Origin of the sequence: Oceanisphaera sediminis, from assembly GCF_039539745.1 — a bacterium.
GTDB lineage: Bacteria > Pseudomonadota > Gammaproteobacteria > Enterobacterales > Aeromonadaceae > Oceanimonas > Oceanimonas sediminis.
Map to the genome: position 1 here is coordinate 15,327 of NZ_BAABDS010000023.1, position 19,378 is coordinate 34,704.

The following is a 19,378-nucleotide window of genomic DNA, read 5'->3' on the forward strand; positions in this document are numbered from 1 at the left end:
AGGCATTGAATTAAAAGGCGTTAACCTGAAAGGGTTAGCGCTTTTTTTGTAAATGTAGCGCACCATGTAGCGCACGGCGCAATCTCTCCCCTCCTCTTCAAGACCATCTGTACAAAACCACTGCGAAGCTACTGTCTAGTCGACTCGGACGTATAACTGCAAACCCTGTGGATGCAACCATTCCATCATGAGCCTCGGTAATAGGGGCTATAGCCTCAAGGTATGTACGGGCCATTGAAACAATAATATCGCCATTCCTAACCACTCTCCTTGCCCTTGATGGAGCTTTACCGAACTTCACTGACTCTGTTTTGGCAATACCCTTTACAGCAGAGACGCTGCCAATGTCGATATATTCAAACTCGAAGTCAGGGTCAGTAGTCTCGAGTAAAACGTCATCGTTACACGAGGAGAGATACTTAAGAGGAAGTTCTTCCCAATGTGCTGGAATCTCCCCCAACCACTCCACTCCAGAATCCTTATATTCAGGATAAGGCTGATACTTACCGGCGACACCACTTACGGCTTCCAGCTTATCGCTTACGGCTGTATTTGTTTCGCTCATTCCTGCTCCCCTTCTATCGCATTCAGGGTATTGGGGTGGGTTTGTCTCACCGCCGGTGAGACTTTTGCCGGTTGCCTGACGCTGCGCTCGAATAATGTGGTTTTCAACAGTCGCGGCAGTGCTGCGACTTGTTCATCAGGTCTCATATCCGCCCCTCTTTCAGTGCCTGAGCTCCGGCTGCCGACAAACGATAGGCCTGATGAGGATGATTTTTCACGTCGGGGTGGGTCCGTTCCAACAGCTGCTCCTGGATCATGGGGAGTCAGGTAACTGGAAATCAGGTGGTTTTTCTTGCGTCCGCCCAATAGGGTAGCCAGCTGCTCGGCACTGAAAGCACGACACTGGCACAGGCGCAACAGCAAGAGACGGATTTCGGCCTGTCGGGGCTTACCGGCAGGGATTGCAGCAAATCAGCCGGCAAGTGAGCCTGGAGCTGTGCCAGATCCGCACCGAACTGATCCGGATACGCTGGTAACTGATCCACATTCGGTGGTTGCTGATCCACATTGTCGGCAAGCTGTGCAGTATTAGTCACCTCGGCGAGAGCCTCGGGCTGCGCTATGCCATTCACAGGCGGAAAACCCGGCCCCGGCTGATAGTAGGTTCCCGACCCCTGGCCGCCTTTTTCCAGCAAGTTCAGCTGGCACAGCCGGGTCAGCTGCTGGCTGGCGGTCAGGGTGTCAACGCCGTTGATATCCCGGTAGGCTGCATTGTCGATGGCCCCTTGTTCGCGAACTAAAAGCAAAGCCAAGCGTTGCTCATCGCACAGCCCAAGGGATTGAAACGGCTCCAGCCAGGCGAGATCGTCGTCCGACAGAAAGTGATGGAACAGGTAGGTCGCCACAAAGTCTTCCTGCTGGCGATCGGAAACAAACAAGGGGGCACTCAGGCCCGCTTCCCTGAGCAGGCGGCGCATGACACGGACCCCGAGCCTTTGGTCTCGGCCAGGTTGAGGTCGTACAATACGGCCGCCAGCACGGGGTTGCGTTGCCGGGAACCCGGCTCGCCCAGCTGCTTTTCCGGCTTGAGAGAGAAACCGGGGTTGCGCACTTCAATCCGGTTGCTGTAACGGATGATCTGTACCGGCTGGTGAATGTGATAGTCCCTGTGACCACCACTTCACGCACCACCCGTTGTGGCAGTAGGGGAATATCCTGACGCTGCAGCTGACTCTCTGGCAGGCGGAACTGGCGGGGAAGGTCGTCCAGTATGGTGGCTTATGCCCGGGGTATCAGCCGTAACAAGGGAGCCCGCAAGTCCAGTGTGGTAAAACGCTGATCGGGATCTTCTACCCACTGGGTTCCGGGTACTCTAATGTAATCGACCCGATGCGCCGGCAGCAGCCATCCACTTCGTCTAGGGCGATCGCCAGCAGCTTTTGCCAGAGCGCTGCAACGTCGATCACGAATGCACCTCCGCCAGCAGCTGCATGATCTCTTTGGCGACCGCATCCAGATCGGCCACCGACCAGATAAGGCCGGCCAGAGAAGAAATATTGGAGGTCATTGTTATTAGCGTGCTCTTGTCAGCGGCCGGCGGCCGGGATAGAAATTGCCCGCAGTTTAGCATTTTCGGGGCTGATGTGCGGTGATTTAGCGCTCTACGGCGAGAGTCAAGTATTGGGTAAGGCCGGCATGGTGAGTGCCATTAGCCAACAAGAGACTACCCCCTCCTCCGCCCTTTACCGGCAACAAAACGACTCTGTTATGCCATCCGTTTGCTATTATGCTGCAGCTGAATAATAAGCCCTGTACCACCCGGTCACTTAATACAGAGATTCATATGCCAAGCACCGAACACAGCCCCCGGGATGAAAAGCCGGCCATCGGCCCCCTCATCGGCATCGACACCCGGCTCGATATCGATAAAACAAACAGCCAGAACCAGAAGCTGCAATCGCCGGGCTTCCTGAGTTTTCTGGAACAGGTACAAACCGATCTGAATGCTGCGGTGGCGGTCTTTGTTGCAGTGAATGGCCATGATGTTCAGCAGCTAACAGCCGATAAAACGGATATTAATACGCTGTTTGCCGACCATGAGCATTACCCTGACTTTGTCGCTTATTTTGCGCATACCAAGGCCGAAATTGAACACTGGATAGCAGCAGACAACCCAGAGCCCCTGGCGCATCAGGCCATTGTTGATCAAGTGATCTGTTTGCGGGCGTTTATAGAAACACGCTATGCCGCCTCCATTCCCGAACCGGATACGCCGCAAAAACAACAACAACAACAACAACAACGCAAAGTGGGCCATTACTTAGGCGCCGGCATCGTAATGTTACCGATTATTTTTGCCTGGTTTACGCTGCGTAAAGGCTATTCGAACTGGTTGAGAATAGGGGCATTTTTATGGCTGGCGGTATTTTTGTACGCCACCTTCCCCACCGCTAACCATGACCTTAAGCAGAGCCCCCAGTCCTACGGGCAAGCGCCCCGGCAACAAGATACCGGCGAATAACAAGCTTCAAGCGAGCCATCTCTGTTACTGGTTGATGGGTGATGAGCGACCCGTATGCTGTTCAGAACAGCCATGGTCAGGACCAGGCCAGCTTCGCCCCCCGGTGGCTGGCACGGCGTAACAAGCCAACGCGTTCTGCCCGGGGAGCGCTTTTATCCGCCGCTTTGCCATATTTGAGGAGAACATAAACATAATGAAACGTCTGCTGACCGCGATAACAGGGATCATGGCAATGGCGCTGCTGGTGGCCTGTGGCAAACCCACCACCGAGATTGCACACTCAGTGAAAGCCTCGCTGCAAAGGGCATTAGACTCGGAGTTTAACCTGCAACCTCAGGAGTTGAGTGTGGATAAGGTTGAAGTGTCTAGAAATTGGTTGGGTGGCCATAGTGGCACCGCCCATATTCTATACCAGGAACAGTGGCATGAAATCCCGCTCAAAATAACGCTCATCCACGGCGAACCAGTATGGGAGCTCAGCCCTGAGGCGATTCAGTTTATTACTCGCAACCCACGGCAAAGCCAACCCTAGACACCAAGTACCTGGTAAATCACGGCCCTATCGGCTCACCCAGCCGCCGTTTTTATTTTGCCCTTAACGATTTACTCTTTACGCTGCTCACTCGCAGGCGATGCGTGCTATCTGGCCATGGCTGAGCTTAAAGAGGGCGTTTTGCGGTATCTCTTGTGCCATATCGCAGCAAAATCCAGGTTGGCGTACAGGCCGCGTAATACGGCGCCGGATAATCCATGGGCGACCACCACCACTTGCTGAGGCAAACCGGGATCTTGCAGCCAGCTGCCACTCCCTGTACCACAATAAAAAAGCGCCCGTAACGGGCGCCTGATGCTGAATACCGGGGGCAGTAAAAAATCGACTTAAAACTCGACGCTGACCTTGGCGGCACACTCGCTGGCCTTGGTTTTGGCGGCCTCTATGCTGTTTGCCAGTGCCAGGGCCACGCCCATGCGGCGGCGGCCGTTAATCTCCGGCTTGCCAAACAGACGCAGTTCGGTATCCGGCTCGGCCAGCGCCTGGTTCAAACCACCGAAGCGGGTCTGGCAGGACAGGCCTTCGGGCAGGATCACCGCCGAGGCGGCGGGGCCATACTGGCGAATCAGCGGAATGGGCAGGCCCAGAATGGCGCGGGCATGCAGGGCAAACTCGGACAGGTTCTGCGAGATCAGGGTCACCAGGCCGGTGTCGTGCGGCCGGGGCGACACTTCACTGAACAGCACCTCGTCACCACGAATAAACAGCTCGACACCAAACACGCCGTAACCGCCCAGGGCACCGGTCACCTGCTCGGCGACCCGTTGTGACGCGGCCAGTGCCGCCGCATTCATGGCCTGCGGCTGCCAGGAAGTACGGTAATCGCCGTCTTCCTGGTGGTGACCGATGGGGTCACAGAAGCTGGTGCCATTGGCATGGCGCACGGTCAGCAGGGTGATTTCATAGTCGAAGTCGACAAAGCCTTCGACGATCACCCGGCCACCGCCTGCCCGGCCGCCTTCCTGGGCGTAGTGCCAGGCGGCTTCAATGTCACTCTCCTGGCGCAGGGTGCTCTGGCCCTTGCCGGATGAGCTCATGACAGGCTTCACCACACAGGGCAGACCAATCTCGGCCACCGCCGCCTTGAACTCGTCCAGAGTACCGGCAAACCGGTAGGGCGAGGTCTCAAGGCCCAGTTCTTCAGCGGCCAGACGGCGAATGCCTTCGCGGTTCATGGTCAGCTGGGTGGCGCGGGCGGTAGGAATGACGGTAAAGCCTTCCTGCTCCAGCTCGGCCAGGGTGTCGGTGGCAATGGCTTCAATCTCGGGCACGATCAGGTGCGGCTGCTCCTGCTCGATCACGGCTCTCAGTGCCGCACCGTCCAGCATGGAGATCACATGGGAACGGTGCGCCACCTGCATGGCCGGCGAGTTGGCATAGCGATCCACGACGATCACCTCCACACCCAGGCGCTGCAGTTCAATTACCACTTCTTTACCCAGCTCGCCGCCGCCGCACATCAATACGCGGGTTGCCGTCGCCGAAAGAGGCGTTCCAAGCGTCGTCATTATGGTCTGTCCCTGTTACGAAATGTGACCGCATTATAAAGGCCGGGGAAAAGACTGTCCTCTCTCATCTGCTCGGCTTGGGGCGCGAATTAAAGGCTAGGGTGCAGGGTTCGGCTCGACGGGGTGGGCTTCCAGCCAGCGGCTGGCCGCCTGTTGCCAGTCACCGCCTTGCTGCCAGTTGGCAATGATCTGTTCCAGATCCTTCGACTGCCAGCGCAGCACCATCAGGGTAGCAAAGGCTTGTGGGGCATCCTGCTCCAGGCTGCGCCGCACCAGAATATGGGGCCTGTCCTGGGCCGGCCAGTGCTCGGCCTCACTCGCCAGCGCGCCGTCTCTAGGTCCCAGATCGTCCAGCCGCTCGAAAAAGCGTTCCACAAAGGGCGCCGATGCCTCCGGCAGCCACACCGACAGGCTGGCGTCGGCCTTTCCGGCCCAGAGCCGCTGCCAGATTTTCCCCAGCCGGGCTTCTTCTACGGTCACGGTAAACCCCTGCTGTTCCAGCACGGCCCCGGCCAGATGATTGCGGGCCAGTTCGGCGGGACTGGCGCCGCTCAGCAGATGGATCTCTCGCGACGTCGAGTCGGTACAGCCGGCCAGCATCAGGCTCAACATCAACAGGGCCATTCTTACTACTGTGCTCATCGCTTGTTTCCATGAAAAAAGGCCAGAGTGCCAGAAAGTGTCGTCAAAATCATGCCCGCTGTCCGCGCATATTCAAGCCCGAAGCCGGGGGCTCATGAAGACGCAACCCTGTGGTGAACCGGGGGATGATGCGATGATGAGTCCCGCTGTTGTCATCAAGAACAGCGCCAAAATGAGCCGAATTATTTTCGTGTCCCTGGCTGCTTTTTCATCGATTTGTGATACCTTGCGCGCACCTTATCTTGCAACCAGATTCAAGCCTGGACTCGTTTAGGTAAACCCTTGTTTTTATTATCTAAAATGGATTATCAGATGCGTCTGTACCCCTTATTGAAAGTGGCCGCACTTACCCTGCTGCTGAGCGGTTGTGTTGCCCCCCTGCTGGCCATGGGCCAGGGCCAGTTGATGTGGGCCCTGCTCAAGCCCATGGTCGGGCTGGATCCCAACAGCAACAACCTGTTGGAACAACCGCTGATCAAGACCCGAATGACCGGCCTGCTCGGTCCCAACTACGACACCACGGTCAAGCTGCTGCGCACCGCCAGCGAACTGCAACAGGAAGGCCCGCTGTTTTATCTGGCTTCTCGCTATGATCCGCAGCAGGGGTCGGAGCGCGCCAGCCTGGTGTGGAACTCTCAAACCAACCAGATGGCGGCATTGCTCAATAACGGCGAGCAGACCAAGGTGTTTACCGAGTCTCATACCGGCAAGGCCGCGGTATGGCCCCAGGCCATGCAGGACTGGCTGGGCCAGGATGACGCAGCACCGGCGCTCTCGCTGGCCACCGCCGCCAAGGCCCCCGCCCTTCCCTTGCCAGCCGTGACCAAAATAGCGCCCGATGCCACATCGGGAGCGGCCAAGTCGGCACAAGACGAATTGCAGGCCGCTCAGGCACAACTGAAAGCGGCTCAAGCCAAAATCAGGGCGCTGGAAACCGCCAAACAGGCGGCAACACCGCCAACGGCTGCCACCACAGAGCCACAGGCTAGCGCCAAGGCCAAGACCGCCCTCGACACCCTGAGTGGCGAGCAGGCCGAAGCGGCAATGGAAGCCCTGCTGAGCCAGTAATACCAAGTCCAGTAATGATCTGATCATATTAAGGCCTCAGATCAGAGGCAACACAGCCGCCTCCCACGACACGCCATGAACCCATCCGTGGGGGCTCGGAAATGCCGTCCATGGCATTTCACGGTCGTGGGAGCCGTTCTCTGTTGCCTCTTTTTGAACACCGAGTTGCCCGAAGGCAGCACCAACATGCGACTTTGCTGCATCCAGGAGGACAAAGGGATCTGCTCAGCCGACCATCCGCGCCACGGATGGCGCGGCTGAGCCCCCAGGGATGGGTTTACGGCGAGTCGGCGGAGCGGGCCCTTTGTTCGACTTTTATACGAAAATGAAATAGATCACTTGTTTAGTGGGATTGGTATAATAGTGTCGCGATGAAACAAAAAAGGGCGCGGAGTTCCGCGCCCTTTTTGTGTCCGGAGAGCCGATGGTCAGCCGGTCAGGTTGCCCAGATTGACGTATTTGGTTTCGAGAAACTCTTCCAGTCCGATGCGGGCGCCTTCCCGACCCAGACCCGACTCCTTGACCCCGCCGAAGGGCGCGACTTCGTTGGAGATCATGCCTTCGTTTACCCCGACCATGCCCGACTCCAGCGCTTCCGACACCCGGAATACCCGGTTCAAATCCCGGGTATAGAAGTAGGCGGCCAGGCCGAAGGGGGTGTCATTGGCCCGCCGGATGACCTCTTCCTCGTCGTGAAAACGGAAACAGGCGGCCACCGGACCGAAGGTTTCTTCCCGGGCCAGCTGCATCTGCTCGTCGGCGTCGGCAATCACGGTGGGCTGATAGAAGGTGCCGCCCAGCTCGTGTGGTGCACCGCCACAGACCAGTCGCCCCCCCTTGGCGAGAGCATCGCTGACGTGTTGTTCCACCTTGTTCAGCGCCGCCTGGTTGATCAGCGGCCCCTGCTGAGCATTCGAGGTCAGCCCTTGGGCCACGCTCAAGGCACTGGCGGCGGCGGCCAGCTTCTGCACGAAGGCGTCGTAGATGCCGTCCTGCACGAAGAAGCGGTTGACGCAGACACAGGTCTGGCCGGTATTACGAAACTTGGAGGCCATGGCCCCGGCGATGGCGGCGTCCAGATCCGCATCGTCGAACACGATAAAGGGGGCATTGCCGCCGAGCTCCAGTGACAGCTTTTTCACAGTGTCGGCGGCCTTGCTCATCAGCAACTTGCCAACCCGGGTCGAGCCGGTAAAGGACAGCTTGCGTATTACGGAGCTGCTCATCATGGCGTCACCGATGGCCGGCGCATCGCCGGACACCAGGTTGAGCACCCCCGGCGGCATGCCGGCCCGCTCGGCCAGCACCGCCAGTGCATTGGCGCACAGCGGCGTTTCTTCCGACGCCTTGACCACGGCGGTACAACCGGCGGCAATGGCCGGTCCCACCTTGCGGGTCAGCATGGCGATGGGAAAGTTCCAGGGGGTGATGGCGGCCACCACCCCCACCGGCTGTTTCACTACCCAGAGACGGTTTTCCGCCTTGGGGCTGGGAATGGTCTCGCCGTAGGCGCGCTTGGCCTCTTCGGCAAACCATTCGAGAAAGCTGGCGGCATAGGCTACCTCGCCCCTGGCTTCGGCCAGGGGTTTGCCCTGCTCCAGCACCATCAGCGTGGCCAGTTCATCCTGATGTTCTATCATCAGCTCATACCAGCGGCGCAATATGGCGCCTCGCTCCTTGGGCCTGGTATGGCGCCAACTGTCAAAGGCCCGCTCGGCGGCGGCAATGGCGGCTTGTGTCTCTTCGCTGCCACACTTCGCAACCTTCGCCAACAGCTCGCCGCTGGCTGGATTGTAAACCTCGTAATGGCGCTCGCCGGTGCGCCACTGGCCATCGCAGTACCAACCGGTTTGCCACAGAGAATTTGAACTGTCCATCGGGCGTCTCCTTAACAGGTGAATTGGCAAATTTTATTGCCGTTATCAAAACGTTATCGATTATCGAGTATAGGTGCAACCCGGCTGCCTACATGGAGCCAGTCCCATCGGGGCCGCGGGACCAGAATAAAAAAGGCCGGGCGATACGCCCGGCCTTTGCAGCAATGCGATTTCGGTTGCCTTAACCGCGTTCTGCCTCGACGTCGTCCAATACCTCATCGGCAATGGTGCCGGTTTTGGCTTTCCTGTTCTTGTCCTTGACCCAGATATCGGCGTTCTTGATACCCAGTTTGATCGGATCGAAGGTCGGATCCAGCCCCTGGGCTTTTTGTGCCTCATAGTCTTTCAGGGCGATCAGCGCCGGCTTTTGCAGCAGCAGAATGGCGACGATGTTCAACCAGGCCATCATACCCACACCGATGTCGCCCAGGCCCCAGGCCAGCTCGGCCGTTTTAACCGCACCGTATACCACGGATGCCATCAGGGCGATCTTGAGTACGAAGATCATCCAGGGACGATGTATATGACGGTTGATATAGGCCACGTTGGTTTCGGCAATGTAGTAGTAGGCCAGAATGGTGGTGAAGGCGAAGAAGAACAACGCCACCGCCACGAAGGTACCACCAAAGCCGGGCATCACCGACTCTACCGCCGCCTGGGTATAACCCGGGCCGGCCGACACGCCGGGCAGCTGCTCGACGATGACCTCGCCCGCCTTGCCCATGACGTTATAGGCACCGGTGATGATGATCATGAAGGCGGTGGCGGTACAGACGAACAGCGTATCCACGTACACGGAGAAGCCCTGCACCAGACCCTGCTTGGCCGGGTGAGACACCTCGGCCGCCGCCGCCGGATGCGGACCCGTACCCTGACCGGCCTCGTTGGAGTAGATGCCACGCTTCACACCCCATTCGATGGCCAGACCCAGAATGGCGCCGAAACCGGCTTCCATACCGAAGGCACTACCGACGATAAGACCGACCACGTCAGGCAGCATCTCGATGTGCATGATGATGATCACGAAGGCCACCAGTATGTAGCCCAGCGCCATGAAGGGCACCACTATCTGGGTGAAGTGGGCAATACGCTTGACGCCACCGAAGATGATCAGCCCCAGCAGCACCACCACCACGGCGGCAGACACAGAGGTGGAAATACCGAAGGCATTCTCGATACCGGAGGCGATGCTGTTGGCCTGAACCCCCGGCAACAGCAGACCGCAGCCGATAATGGTCGCGATGGCAAAGATCCAGGCATACCACTTCATGCCCAGGCCTTTTTCGATGTAGTAGGCCGGGCCACCGCGATAGAGGCCGTTGTCGTCTTTTTCCTTGTAGATCTGTGCCAGGGTCGATTCCACGAAGGCGGTACCGGCTCCAAAAAAGGCCACCATCCACATCCAGAACACGGCGCCGGGGCCACCGAAGGTGATGGCGGTCGCCACACCGGCGATGTTACCGGTACCTACCCGGCCGGACAGTGACAATGTCAGCGCCTGGAAGGAAGTGATACCCGCGGGCGAGGCTTCACCCTTAAACATCAGCCGTACCATTTCCTTGATATGACGGATCTGCAAAAAGCGGGTACGCAGCGAGAAGTACAAGCCCACCCCCAGACACAGATAAATCAGGGGTAAGCTCCATATATAACTATTTATGCCATTAACCAGGTCACTCATATAACGTCCTTTGTTCTGATTAAACCGCGCTGCATCAGCAGAACATTCCCTCTATGGGCTATTGATTAACGATTAAACAATGCTCAACCGTTAAGTGTGGAGAAAAATACTCCGCTCTCGTCATTAACACAAGCCACACAGGCCATTAGAATTATTAATCCTTTCGGCAACACTATTGGATCATATGAATAACATTTCATTCGAATTACCACGCCTCTGTGATGTCGAGGCGTTCGGCAGGGCGTAAGTCGTTGTTAAAACATGACAAGCGAGAAAATCAGGTCGCAAAGCTTCGCGCCTGAAACGCATTTTTATTTAAAAATACGTAAAAAAGTTCGTTATTCAGCGCGAATAAAATATTCGTAAACGTGATAGTTATCACACTGTTACAACTGAATAGCGGAAGCCGGCCATCGACATGAGCGAGACACATCGCGCCGTAAACGGCCGGTTACGGCTGGTAAACCGTCACAGGATCACATCGGGAGCCCGGTGGGGCCCAACGAATGTTCGGTTCTGGTGTTCATTGCACAAAGTTCGCCACCTGCCGCAACCAGCGCTGATCCAGCGCCACCAGCGAAGCTGCACCAAACATCGCCTCGGGAGCCTGGTTGTGCCAGGCCCAGGACTGATTGCCGTAATCGAAATGCCACCATTCACTGGCCAGGTTGGTAAAGCCGGCGTGGGTCATCACGCTGTGCAGCAGACGGCGGTTTTCGATCACGTCGCCCTCTCGGGGAGACGGTTTGCCGATGGCTTCGAAGGCGGCACTGTAAGACCAGGGGCTGATATCGTCGAACTCGGTGCCCATATCGAGCCAGTTGCCCTCGCCGTCACACAGGGTGACATCGACCGAGCCGCCGGTCAGGTGCGGGCTGGGAGCCTCGGGCTCGCGGCTGGGCGGCGCCACGAAATGCCGAATACGCACCAGCAATTCGGCATCCCCTTCACCGGCATGATGCAGCCGCATGGCCGTAGACAAGGTATCAAACAGATATTGCTGCACCGAGAACGGGCGCCAGCCATCCAGTACTACCAGCTCGATGCCGGCCGGTAGCAGCCGGGCCGCCTTTTGCAGGCGGGATAGCACCGACCGGCGCACGTAACAGTCGCTCAGTGCGTCCGGCACCCCCAGGTGAAAATAGGCCGGATAAACCCGCAGCGGCGAAGCAACCAGCCCCAGCGGCACCAGGGGATCATCGTTTTCCATAATGGGTAACGCATGCAGTTGCGACCAGTCCGGCTCGGGTTGGGCCGCAATGGCCTGGGACAAGAAGTTCATGTGACTCACCAGTAATAACAGACAGAGGACTCAGACTCGCCAATGCCGGCGATTTTTGCAAGCTTGCGGCATGGCCGTAACGCGCCTGAGAAAAAAGGCTTCAAACAGCACCAATATTTATCGCTTTATGATGCATATCAACGCCATCGGCTCCAATAGAAGCTAAGGTGAAGCCCCATCGTGCTTACCTCAGGAGATGACCGTGCACACCCTATCGCTGGATATCGCTGTTATCGGTGCCGGTGGCGCCGGATTGCGCGCCGCCATTGCCGCCGCCGAGGCAGATCCCACACTGCAGGTGGCGTTGCTGTCCAAGGTCTACCCGATGCGCTCCCACACGGTGGCCGCCGAGGGCGGTGCGGCTGCGGTGATCAAGGATGAAGACAGCCTGGATCAGCATTTCAACGATACCGTGTCCGGCGGCGACTGGCTGTGCGAGCAGGATGTGGTGGAACGCTTCGTGGCCGAGTGCCCGCGCGAGATGATCCAGATGGAACTATGGGGTTGCCCCTGGAGCCGCCGGCAGGACGGCGGCATCAATGTGCGCCGCTTCGGCGGCATGAAAACCGAACGCACCTGGTTTGCCGCCGACAAAACCGGCTTTCACCTGCTGCATACCCTGTTTCAGACCTCGACCCGCTACCCGCAGATCCAACGCTTCGACGAATATTTCGTGCTCGATTTACTGGTCGATAACGGTCGCGTTCAGGGGCTGGTGGCACTGAACATCGCCGACGGTGAACTGGTACAAATCCGTGCCAAAGCGGTGATCCTGGCCACCGGCGGCGCCGCCCGGGTGTTTCGCTACAATACCAACGGCGGCATCGTTACCGGCGATGGCATGGCCATGGCCTATCGCCACGGAGTGCCGCTGCGGGACATGGAATTCGTGCAATATCATCCCACCGGCCTGCCCGGATCGGGCATTCTGATGACCGAAGGCTGCCGCGGCGAAGGCGGCATTCTGCTCAACCGCCACGGCGAGCGTTATCTGCAGGACTACGGCCTGGGGCCGGCCACGCCACTCGGCGAGCCGCGCAACAAATACATGGAGCTGGGCCCGCGCGACCGGGTGTCGCAGGCGTTCTGGCATGAGCTGCAAAAAGGCAACACCATCAGCCACCCGCTGGGCGAAGTGGTGCATCTGGACCTGCGCCACCTGGGTGAGCAGAAAATCAAGGAGCGGCTGCCCTTTATCTGCGAGCTGGCCAAAGCCTACGTCAACGTGGATCCGGTGAAAGAGCCGATTCCCATTCGCCCTACCGCTCATTACACCATGGGCGGCATAGAAGTGGATCAGCAGGGGAAAACCTGCATCGGCGGGCTGTTCGCCATCGGCGAGTGCGCCTCCAGCGGCCTGCACGGCGCCAACCGGCTGGGCTCCAACTCCCTGGCCGAGCTGCTGGTGTGTGGCCGCCTGGCCGGTGAAACCGCCGCCCGTATCGCCCGCGAACGTCCGGAAGTGGACGCCGCCGTCCTGGAACCCGGCCTGCAGCGCATTCAAGGCTGGCTTGAACAAATCCGCAACAGCCAGGGAGAAGAAAACTGGGCCACACTGCGCGACGAGCTGGGGCAGGCCATGGAAGCCGGCTGCGGCATCTACCGGCGGGAAGATCTGATGCAGGCCACCATCGACAAGATTGCCGAGCTGAAACAGCGCTATCGCCACATTCGCATTCACGACACCGGGCGGGTGTTCAATACCGATGTACTCGGTGCCATCGAACTCGGCTATAGCCTGGATGTGGCCGAAGCCATGGCCCACAGCGCCATTCAACGCCGGGAGTCCCGCGGGGCCCATCAGCGGCTGGATGAGAGCTGCCGGCAGCGGGACGACACCAACTACCTCAAACACAGCGTGGCCTGTTACCGGGAAGGCGCCGCCCCCGAGATTCGATACAGCGCGGTCACCATTACCCGCTCGGCCCCCGCCAACCGTGCCTATGGTGCCGCCGGCGAACAGGGAGAACAACACCCATGAGCCAGAAGAAACGCATCACCATACTGCGCTATAACCCGGAGCAGGACGAGGCGCCGCATCCCGAACATTACGAGGTGCCCTGGAACGACACCACCTCGGTGCTGGATGCGCTGAACGGCATCAAGGACCACGCCGATCCCAGCCTCAGCTTTCGCTGGTCCTGCCGCATGGCCATTTGCGGCTCTTGCGGCTTCATGGTCAACGGCGAGCCTAGACTTGGCTGCAAGACCTTTCTGCGCGACTATGACGAGCTGCACATAGCGCCACTGGAGAACTACCCGATTGAAAAGGATCTGGTGGTGGACATGGCGCCCTTCGTCGAGCGTATCGAGGCGGTCAAACCCTATATCATCGGCAATGACAGAACCGTGGAGCAGGGCCCCAACCGGCAGACCCCGGCCCAGATGGACGCCTATCATGGCTTTTCCCAGTGCATCAACTGCGGCCTCTGTTATGCCGCCTGCCCCCAGGTGGGGCTGAACCCCGCGTTTCTCGGTCCCGCCGCCATTACCCTGGCCCGGCGCTACAATCTGGACAGCCGGGATCAGGGCAAGGAAGAGCGCATGGCGCTGATTAACGGCAAGGACGGCGCCTGGGGCTGTACCTTCGTTGGTTATTGCTCCGACGTCTGCCCGAAAGAGGTGGATCCGGCCGCCGCCGTCAACCAGAGCAAGATCGACTCCGGCGCCAGCTATCTGCTGGCTGCCCTGCGACACGTCAAGGGGAACAGATGAGCGCACGAAAACCCTATATTCGACCGGTCACCGCCGGCTGGTGGCTGAAAAAAGCCCCCTACCGACGCTACATGCTGCGAGAGGCCACCGTGCTGCCGCTGACCTTTTTCTCGCTCTGCCTGCTGGCCGGGCTGTGGGCGCTGACGCGCGGGCCCGACGCCTGGGACGGCTGGCTGGACTTTATGGCGCAGCCACTGGTGATTGGGCTGAACCTGCTGGCACTGGCCGGCAGTTTGTTTCATGCCGCCACCTTCTTTTTGATGATGCCCCGGGTCATGCCGGTCAAGCTGCGGGGCCAACGGTTGCCGGCCATGCAGGTGGCGGCGGCACAGTGGGCCATCACCCTCGGCATCAGCCTGTTCTGTTTGCTGAGTCTTGTGTTCTGGGAGTGAGTATGAAAACCATTGATCGTCATCCACCTCGCTCGGAAGAGCCGATATGGTGGAGCCTGTTCGGCGCCGGCGGCAGCTGGTTTGCCATGATGACCCCGATTACGGTGCTGTTGCTCGGTGTGCTGGTGCCACTGGGCCTGCTCAGCCCCGACTACCTGAACTACGAGCGTGTGCATGCCTTTGCAAGCAGCTGGGTCGGTGCCCTGTTGATACTCGGCTCCATCATATTGCCGCTGTGGCACGCCATGCATCGCCTTCATCACGGCACCCACGATCTCAAACTGCGCTTGGGGCGGGCCGGCAAGGTGGCCTGTTACGGCTTTGCCGCCCTGGTGTCACTGTTGAGCCAGTGGTTGCTCATGCACCTGTAACGAGCGGCATCAGAGATCGCGGATAAACGACTTGTCCAGCTGCTTGAATGCCAGAGTGAGGGTTTCGCCCAGCTCGAAATAACGGGGCCGGGCCACCGGCTCCTGAATGGGCACACCGGCGGCGGCAATTTTTGCATACAGCTGCCGATACCAGTTCACCAGCGTCGGCGGCAGCCGGGTGTCGGCACGCTTGCCCAGCCAGTACAGCCCCTGTACCGGCAGGCTGGCCAGAAACAGCGCCGAAGCAACCACGCCGGGCCAGTATTGGGGATGACCAAGCTGAAACTGGACCAGCAGGCTCAGGACAATCAGGGCCGGCATGGCGCGCAGCCCCAGCCGAGTCGCCGATATCACCCGGTATTCGGGAAACAGGGCCGCCAGTTGTCGTTCTTGTGGCCAGACATCGAGGTAATCGTTGCCTCGGTGCAGGGTCGAGGTAAAAGTGCCCATGGTTCCTCCAGACGGGACGCCACCTTACAGGTAAGTGGTCATTAATGGACGCAGGTCAAAAAATCGAACTATGATTCTGTTATTTTACGACAGGAGAGCGGTATTATCCCGCCTTCATTTAATCCGGCATGACCGGGTCCGTCAGGGATGGCGAAGATGCGGCTTCCGACAGGAAGGGCAATCAACGCTTTAAGGATTGAGTTCAACCGACATTTATTGTCCGATCACCGATTTGGGACAACACATTTTCGTAGCCCTGACGACAAGGTTTATCAATGACTAGCAAGCTGGTACTCGTGCTTAACTGCGGCAGTTCATCGCTCAAGTTTGCCATCCTCAACGCCGAAAACGGCCAGGAAAAGCTGTCCGGCCTGGCCGAATGCTTTTATCTTCCCGACACCCGTATCAAATGGAACCTGAACGGTGAAAAAGGCAGTGCCTCGCTGGGGGCCGGCGGCGCCCACCAACAGGCGCTGGACTTTATTGTCGAGCAACTGCTGAAGCCCAATCCGGAGCTGATGACCCATTTGTGTGCCGTCGGCCACAGAGTGGTACACGGCGGAGAACACTTCACCCAATCGGTATTGATCGACGAGTCGGTGATCCAGGGTATCGAAGACTGCGCCAGCCTGGCCCCGCTGCACAACCCGGCTCACCTGGTCGGCATTGCCTCGGCGCGCCAGTCTTTTCCCGAACTGCCCCAGGTGGCAGTGTTCGACACCGCCTACCACCAGTCGATGCCCGAGTCGGCTTACCTCTATGCCATTCCCTATCATCTGTATCGCGACCACGCGATTCGACGCTATGGCATGCACGGTACCAGCCACTATTTCATTGCCCAACAGACCGCCGCCCGGCTCAACAAACCGATGAACGAGCTGAACATCATCAGCTGCCACCTGGGCAACGGCGCCTCGGTGTGTGCCATCAAGAACGGCGAATCGGTCGATACCTCCATGGGGCTGACCCCGCTCGAAGGCCTGGTCATGGGTACCCGCAGCGGTGATATCGATCCGGCCATCATCTTTCACCTGCACGACAATCTGGGCTACAGCACCGACCGCATCAATACCATGCTGACCAAAGAGTCCGGTCTGCTGGGCCTGACCGAGCAAAGCAGTGATTGCCGCTTTGCCGAAGACAACTATCATCAGTTGCCTGCCGCCAAACGGGCGCTGGATATTTTCTGCTATCGGCTGGCCAAATATATTGCCGGCTATGGCTGCGCGCTGGATGGTCGTCTGGATGCCATCGTCTTTACCGGCGGCATCGGCGAAAACTCCGCCATGGTGCGGGAGCTGACCCTGGCCAAACTCGGCCTGCTGGGCGTGACGCTGGACCCAGAAGCCAATCTGGCCGCCCGCTTCGGCAACGCCGGATGCATTACCACCGCGCAAAGCATCCCCTCCTGGGTGATACCGACCAACGAGGAATGGGTGATTGCCCGTGACGCGCTGGCACTTTCCGCTCCTTCACGTTCCGCTCAACAATAAGAGGGTCTCATGGCCAGAACCATAATGCTCATTCCCGTCAGCGGCGGTGTCGGTGCCACCTCAGTCAGCCTCGGCATGGTACGCGCCATGGAGCGCAACGGGGTTAACGTCACTTTTTTCAAGCCGGTGTCCCAGCCGCGCCAGCGCAGCAAGATTCAGGATCACTCCACGGCGGTGATCGCCAACGGCTCCAACATCACGCCGCCGGAGCCCTTTGCGCTGACCTATGCCGAAAGCATGATCTCCCGTGGCAACCTGGACGTACTGCTGGAAGAAATTGTTGCCCGGGTTGAAAAGCACGTCGCGGACAGCGGTGCCGAAGTGGTGGTGGTGGAAGGCCTGATCCCCACCGACAAACAGCCCTTTGCCAATCGCATCAATTACGATGTGGCCAAGGCGCTGGATGCGGACATGGTGTTTATCACCCAGCCGGGCAACGACACCAGCCAGCAACTGAAAGAGCGCATCGAACTGGCCTGCTCCAGCTTCGGTGGCATGCTCAACAAACGCATCGTCGGCTGCATCATCAACAAGGTGGGCGCCCCCATGGATGAGCAGGGCAATACCCGCCCCGATCTCACCGAGATGTTCAATCCCAACAACAGCAATACCCAGTACATTCCCAACCTGGAAGTACTGCAGGTGTTCGGCAAGACGCCGCTGCGCATTCTGGGCTGTATTCCCTGGAATACCAGCCTGGTGGCACCGCGGGCGGTGGATCTGGCACGCCACCTCAATGCCACCATTCTCAACGAAGGCAAACTCCACAGCCGCCGGTTACAGAGCGTCACCTTCTGTGCCCGTGCCCTGCACAACATGGTGCAGCACTTCAAGCCCGGCAGCTTGCTGGTGGCCTCGGGCGATCGCTCGGACGTCATCGTGTCGGTATGTCTGGCGGCGATGAACGGGGTCAAGATCGGCGCCCTGCTGCTCAATGGCGGCTATCATCCCGAGCCCCAGATCATGGATCTGTGTCAGCGCGCCATCGAAACCGGCCTGCCGGTCCTGATGGTCAATACCAACACCTGGCAAACCGCCGTCAGCCTGCAGCATTTCAATCTGGAAATTCCGGTGGACGATCTGGGCCGTATCGAACGGGTACAGGATTACATGGCCAGCCATATCGACAAACACTGGATTGAATCCTTGAGTGCCAAGTCGACCCGCAGCCGTCGCCTGAGCCCGCCGGCGTTTCGCTACCAGCTGACCGAGCTGGCCCGGCGTGCCGCCAAACGCATCGTGCTGCCGGAAGGCGAAGAGCCGCGCACCATCAAGGCGGCGGTGATCTGTGCCGAACGGGGTATCGCCCGCCCGGTACTGCTCGGTAATCCGGAAGAGATCCAGCGCGTCGCCGCCCAGCAGGGGGTGGTGCTGGATGAACGGGTAGACATTATCGACCCGGCCGTGGTGCGCGAACATTATGTAGAGCGGCTGGTCGAGTTGCGCAAGGCCAAGGGCATTACCGAGGTGGTGGCCCGGGAGCAGCTGGAAGACAACGTGGTACTGGGCACCATGATGCTGGAACGCGACGAGGTGGACGGCCTGGTATCCGGCGCCATCAATACCACCGCCAATACCATACGTCCGCCGCTGCAAATCATCAAGACCGCCCCCGGCTCGTCGCTGGTGTCGTCGGTGTTCTTCATGCTGCTGCCGGATCAGGTGCTGGTGTATGGCGACTGCGCCATCAACCCGGATCCCAGCGCCGAGCAACTGGCGGAAATTGCCATTCAGTCGGCCGAGTCGGCGCTGGCTTTCGGCATAGAGCCGAGAGTGGCGATGATCTCCTACTCTACCGGCACCTCCGGCACCGGTGCCGATGTGGACAAGGTGCGTGAAGCCACCCGCCTCGCCCAGGAGAAACGCCCGGATCTGGTGATTGACGGCCCGCTGCAATACGACGCCGCCATCATGGAAAACGTGGCCAAGTCCAAGGCGCCCAACTCGCCGGTGGCGGGCAAGGCGACGGTGTTCATCTTTCCGGATCTGAACACCGGCAACACCACCTACAAGGCGGTGCAGCGCTCGGCCCAGCTGGTGTCTATCGGCCCCATGCTGCAAGGCATGCGCAAGCCGGTCAACGATCTGTCGCGCGGCGCCCTGGTGGACGACATCGTCTATACCATCGCCCTCACCGCCATTCAGTCCGCCCAGCTGGCCAGTAAAGCCAAGGGCTGAAACCGCTCGCCATCGTTCTGGGTAGGTCATCTCCGCGAAGGCGGAGATCCATGGCACAGAGCACTGGATTTCCGCCTTCGCGCTGAGGGCTCCCCAGTTTTTATAGGTCATGCCGAAACACCCGGCGAGAGCAAGTAAAGCCG

The 19,378-nt window shown here is 59.1% G+C and carries 19 protein-coding genes; 9 read left to right on the plus strand and 10 right to left on the minus strand.

Annotation, left to right across the window (positions count from 1 at the left end; translation table 11 throughout):
• Positions 1-97: 97 nt before the first annotated feature.
• The 4 genes from ABD827_RS07130 to ABD827_RS17820 all read right to left on the minus strand — a co-directional run bounded on the left by ABD827_RS07130 (position 98) and on the right by ABD827_RS17820 (position 1,660).
• Positions 98-565: a hypothetical protein gene (locus tag ABD827_RS07130; protein WP_344963652.1), complete on the minus strand. Its 468-nt coding sequence runs from the start codon at positions 563-565 to the stop codon at positions 98-100.
• Positions 562-711: a hypothetical protein gene (locus tag ABD827_RS07135; protein WP_344963654.1), complete on the minus strand. Its 150-nt coding sequence runs from the start codon at positions 709-711 to the stop codon at positions 562-564. The genes ABD827_RS07130 and ABD827_RS07135 overlap by 4 nt, the downstream gene beginning before the upstream one ends.
• Before the next feature lie 131 nt (positions 712-842).
• Positions 843-1,481, minus strand: coding sequence for a hypothetical protein (locus ABD827_RS07140; protein WP_344963656.1), 639 nt, complete (start codon positions 1,479-1,481; stop codon positions 843-845).
• Complete coding sequence (locus tag ABD827_RS17820) at positions 1,451-1,660, minus strand: ATP-binding protein (protein ID WP_425567973.1); 210 nt, start codon at positions 1,658-1,660, stop codon at positions 1,451-1,453. Before ABD827_RS17820 ends, ABD827_RS07140 begins: the two co-directional genes overlap by 31 nt.
• Positions 1,661-2,347: 687 nt before the next feature.
• Between ABD827_RS17820 and ABD827_RS07145 the strand changes: the two genes are divergently transcribed.
• Complete coding sequence (locus ABD827_RS07145; protein ID WP_344963658.1) at positions 2,348-3,025, plus strand: hypothetical protein; 678 nt, start codon at positions 2,348-2,350, stop codon at positions 3,023-3,025.
• Positions 3,026-3,218: 193 nt separating this feature from the next.
• Entirely contained in the window at positions 3,219-3,557 is a 339-nt protein-coding gene (locus ABD827_RS07150; RefSeq protein ID WP_344963659.1) for a hypothetical protein, read from the plus strand.
• Between the two features lie 347 nt (positions 3,558-3,904).
• Here ABD827_RS07150 and purT read toward each other — a convergent pair whose 3' ends face one another.
• Entirely contained in the window at positions 3,905-5,086 is a 1,182-nt protein-coding gene (gene purT / locus ABD827_RS07155) for a formate-dependent phosphoribosylglycinamide formyltransferase (RefSeq protein WP_344963661.1), read from the minus strand.
• 96 nt (positions 5,087-5,182) lie between these two features.
• Entirely contained in the window at positions 5,183-5,728 is a 546-nt protein-coding gene (locus tag ABD827_RS07160; protein ID WP_344963663.1) for a glycine betaine ABC transporter substrate-binding protein, read from the minus strand.
• Positions 5,729-6,040: 312 nt separating this feature from the next.
• Between ABD827_RS07160 and ABD827_RS07165 the strand changes: the two genes are divergently transcribed.
• The gene (locus ABD827_RS07165; protein ID WP_344963665.1) at positions 6,041-6,796 is read left to right on the plus strand and encodes a hypothetical protein; all 756 of its coding nucleotides are present in this window, start codon (positions 6,041-6,043) and stop codon (positions 6,794-6,796) included.
• Positions 6,797-7,224: 428 nt separating this feature from the next.
• Here the strand turns inward: ABD827_RS07165 and ABD827_RS07170 are convergent, their stop codons facing one another.
• From ABD827_RS07170 to ABD827_RS07180, 3 genes are all read right to left on the minus strand, one after another.
• Positions 7,225-8,673 (minus strand): NAD-dependent succinate-semialdehyde dehydrogenase, encoded by a 1,449-nt coding sequence (locus ABD827_RS07170; RefSeq protein ID WP_344963666.1) that lies wholly within the window; start codon positions 8,671-8,673, stop codon positions 7,225-7,227.
• A 181-nt stretch (positions 8,674-8,854) separates the two neighbouring features.
• The gene (locus tag ABD827_RS07175; protein ID WP_344963667.1) at positions 8,855-10,354 is read right to left on the minus strand and encodes an alanine/glycine:cation symporter family protein; all 1,500 of its coding nucleotides are present in this window, start codon (positions 10,352-10,354) and stop codon (positions 8,855-8,857) included.
• Positions 10,355-10,877: 523 nt separating this feature from the next.
• Complete coding sequence (locus ABD827_RS07180) at positions 10,878-11,636, minus strand: M15 family metallopeptidase (RefSeq protein WP_344963668.1); 759 nt, start codon at positions 11,634-11,636, stop codon at positions 10,878-10,880.
• 202 nt (positions 11,637-11,838) lie between these two features.
• On the opposite strand from ABD827_RS07180, the gene frdA reads away from it, so the two are divergent.
• The 4 genes from frdA to frdD are packed head-to-tail and all read left to right on the plus strand — an operon-like array spanning position 11,839 to position 15,114.
• On the plus strand, positions 11,839-13,617 hold the full coding sequence (frdA, locus tag ABD827_RS07185; protein ID WP_344963669.1) for a fumarate reductase (quinol) flavoprotein subunit: 1,779 nt from the start codon (positions 11,839-11,841) through the stop codon (positions 13,615-13,617).
• Positions 13,614-14,351: a succinate dehydrogenase/fumarate reductase iron-sulfur subunit gene (locus tag ABD827_RS07190; protein ID WP_344963671.1), complete on the plus strand. Its 738-nt coding sequence runs from the start codon at positions 13,614-13,616 to the stop codon at positions 14,349-14,351. Before frdA ends, ABD827_RS07190 begins: the two co-directional genes overlap by 4 nt.
• Positions 14,348-14,743: a fumarate reductase subunit C gene (locus tag ABD827_RS07195; RefSeq protein WP_344963672.1), complete on the plus strand. Its 396-nt coding sequence runs from the start codon at positions 14,348-14,350 to the stop codon at positions 14,741-14,743. Before ABD827_RS07190 ends, ABD827_RS07195 begins: the two co-directional genes overlap by 4 nt.
• Positions 14,744-14,745: 2 nt before the next feature.
• Positions 14,746-15,114 (plus strand): fumarate reductase subunit FrdD, encoded by a 369-nt coding sequence (gene frdD, locus ABD827_RS07200; RefSeq protein WP_344963673.1) that lies wholly within the window; start codon positions 14,746-14,748, stop codon positions 15,112-15,114.
• A 9-nt stretch (positions 15,115-15,123) separates the two neighbouring features.
• On the opposite strand, the gene yfbV is transcribed toward frdD, so the two are convergent.
• Positions 15,124-15,564 (minus strand): terminus macrodomain insulation protein YfbV, encoded by a 441-nt coding sequence (gene yfbV, locus ABD827_RS07205; RefSeq protein ID WP_344963674.1) that lies wholly within the window; start codon positions 15,562-15,564, stop codon positions 15,124-15,126.
• Positions 15,565-15,839: 275 nt separating this feature from the next.
• Between yfbV and ABD827_RS07210 the strand changes: the two genes are divergently transcribed.
• Together ABD827_RS07210 and pta are read left to right on the plus strand one after the other, a co-directional pair.
• Positions 15,840-17,057, plus strand: a complete 1,218-nt coding sequence (locus ABD827_RS07210; protein WP_344963676.1) for an acetate kinase — start codon at positions 15,840-15,842, stop codon at positions 17,055-17,057.
• Positions 17,058-17,066: 9 nt separating this feature from the next.
• On the plus strand, positions 17,067-19,235 hold the full coding sequence (gene pta / locus ABD827_RS07215) for a phosphate acetyltransferase (protein WP_344963677.1): 2,169 nt from the start codon (positions 17,067-17,069) through the stop codon (positions 19,233-19,235).
• Positions 19,236-19,378: the final 143 nt, after the last annotated feature.

What these genes read in the sequence shown, in the direction of transcription:
- ABD827_RS07175 (WP_344963667.1), bottom strand. Translation starts at nt 10,354, where the DNA reads ATGAGTGACCTGGTTAATGGCATAAATAGTTATATATGGAGCTTACCC.
- yfbV (WP_344963674.1), bottom strand. Translation starts at nt 15,564, where the DNA reads ATGGGCACTTTTACCTCGACCCTGCACCGAGGCAACGATTACCTCGAT.
- ABD827_RS07140 (WP_344963656.1), bottom strand. Translation starts at nt 1,481, where the DNA reads ATGCGCCGCCTGCTCAGGGAAGCGGGCCTGAGTGCCCCCTTGTTTGTT.
- ABD827_RS07150 (WP_344963659.1), top strand. Translation starts at nt 3,219, where the DNA reads ATGAAACGTCTGCTGACCGCGATAACAGGGATCATGGCAATGGCGCTG.
- ABD827_RS07195 (WP_344963672.1), top strand. Translation starts at nt 14,348, where the DNA reads ATGAGCGCACGAAAACCCTATATTCGACCGGTCACCGCCGGCTGGTGG.
- pta (WP_344963677.1), top strand. Translation starts at nt 17,067, where the DNA reads ATGGCCAGAACCATAATGCTCATTCCCGTCAGCGGCGGTGTCGGTGCC.
- ABD827_RS07170 (WP_344963666.1), bottom strand. Translation starts at nt 8,673, where the DNA reads ATGGACAGTTCAAATTCTCTGTGGCAAACCGGTTGGTACTGCGATGGC.
- ABD827_RS07160 (WP_344963663.1), bottom strand. Translation starts at nt 5,728, where the DNA reads ATGAGCACAGTAGTAAGAATGGCCCTGTTGATGTTGAGCCTGATGCTG.
- ABD827_RS07210 (WP_344963676.1), top strand. Translation starts at nt 15,840, where the DNA reads ATGACTAGCAAGCTGGTACTCGTGCTTAACTGCGGCAGTTCATCGCTC.
- ABD827_RS07190 (WP_344963671.1), top strand. Translation starts at nt 13,614, where the DNA reads ATGAGCCAGAAGAAACGCATCACCATACTGCGCTATAACCCGGAGCAG.
- ABD827_RS07180 (WP_344963668.1), bottom strand. Translation starts at nt 11,636, where the DNA reads ATGAACTTCTTGTCCCAGGCCATTGCGGCCCAACCCGAGCCGGACTGG.
- frdD (WP_344963673.1), top strand. Translation starts at nt 14,746, where the DNA reads ATGAAAACCATTGATCGTCATCCACCTCGCTCGGAAGAGCCGATATGG.
- ABD827_RS07130 (WP_344963652.1), bottom strand. Translation starts at nt 565, where the DNA reads ATGAGCGAAACAAATACAGCCGTAAGCGATAAGCTGGAAGCCGTAAGT.
- ABD827_RS07135 (WP_344963654.1), bottom strand. Translation starts at nt 711, where the DNA reads ATGAGACCTGATGAACAAGTCGCAGCACTGCCGCGACTGTTGAAAACC.
- purT (WP_344963661.1), bottom strand. Translation starts at nt 5,086, where the DNA reads ATGACGACGCTTGGAACGCCTCTTTCGGCGACGGCAACCCGCGTATTG.
- ABD827_RS07145 (WP_344963658.1), top strand. Translation starts at nt 2,348, where the DNA reads ATGCCAAGCACCGAACACAGCCCCCGGGATGAAAAGCCGGCCATCGGC.
- ABD827_RS07165 (WP_344963665.1), top strand. Translation starts at nt 6,041, where the DNA reads ATGCGTCTGTACCCCTTATTGAAAGTGGCCGCACTTACCCTGCTGCTG.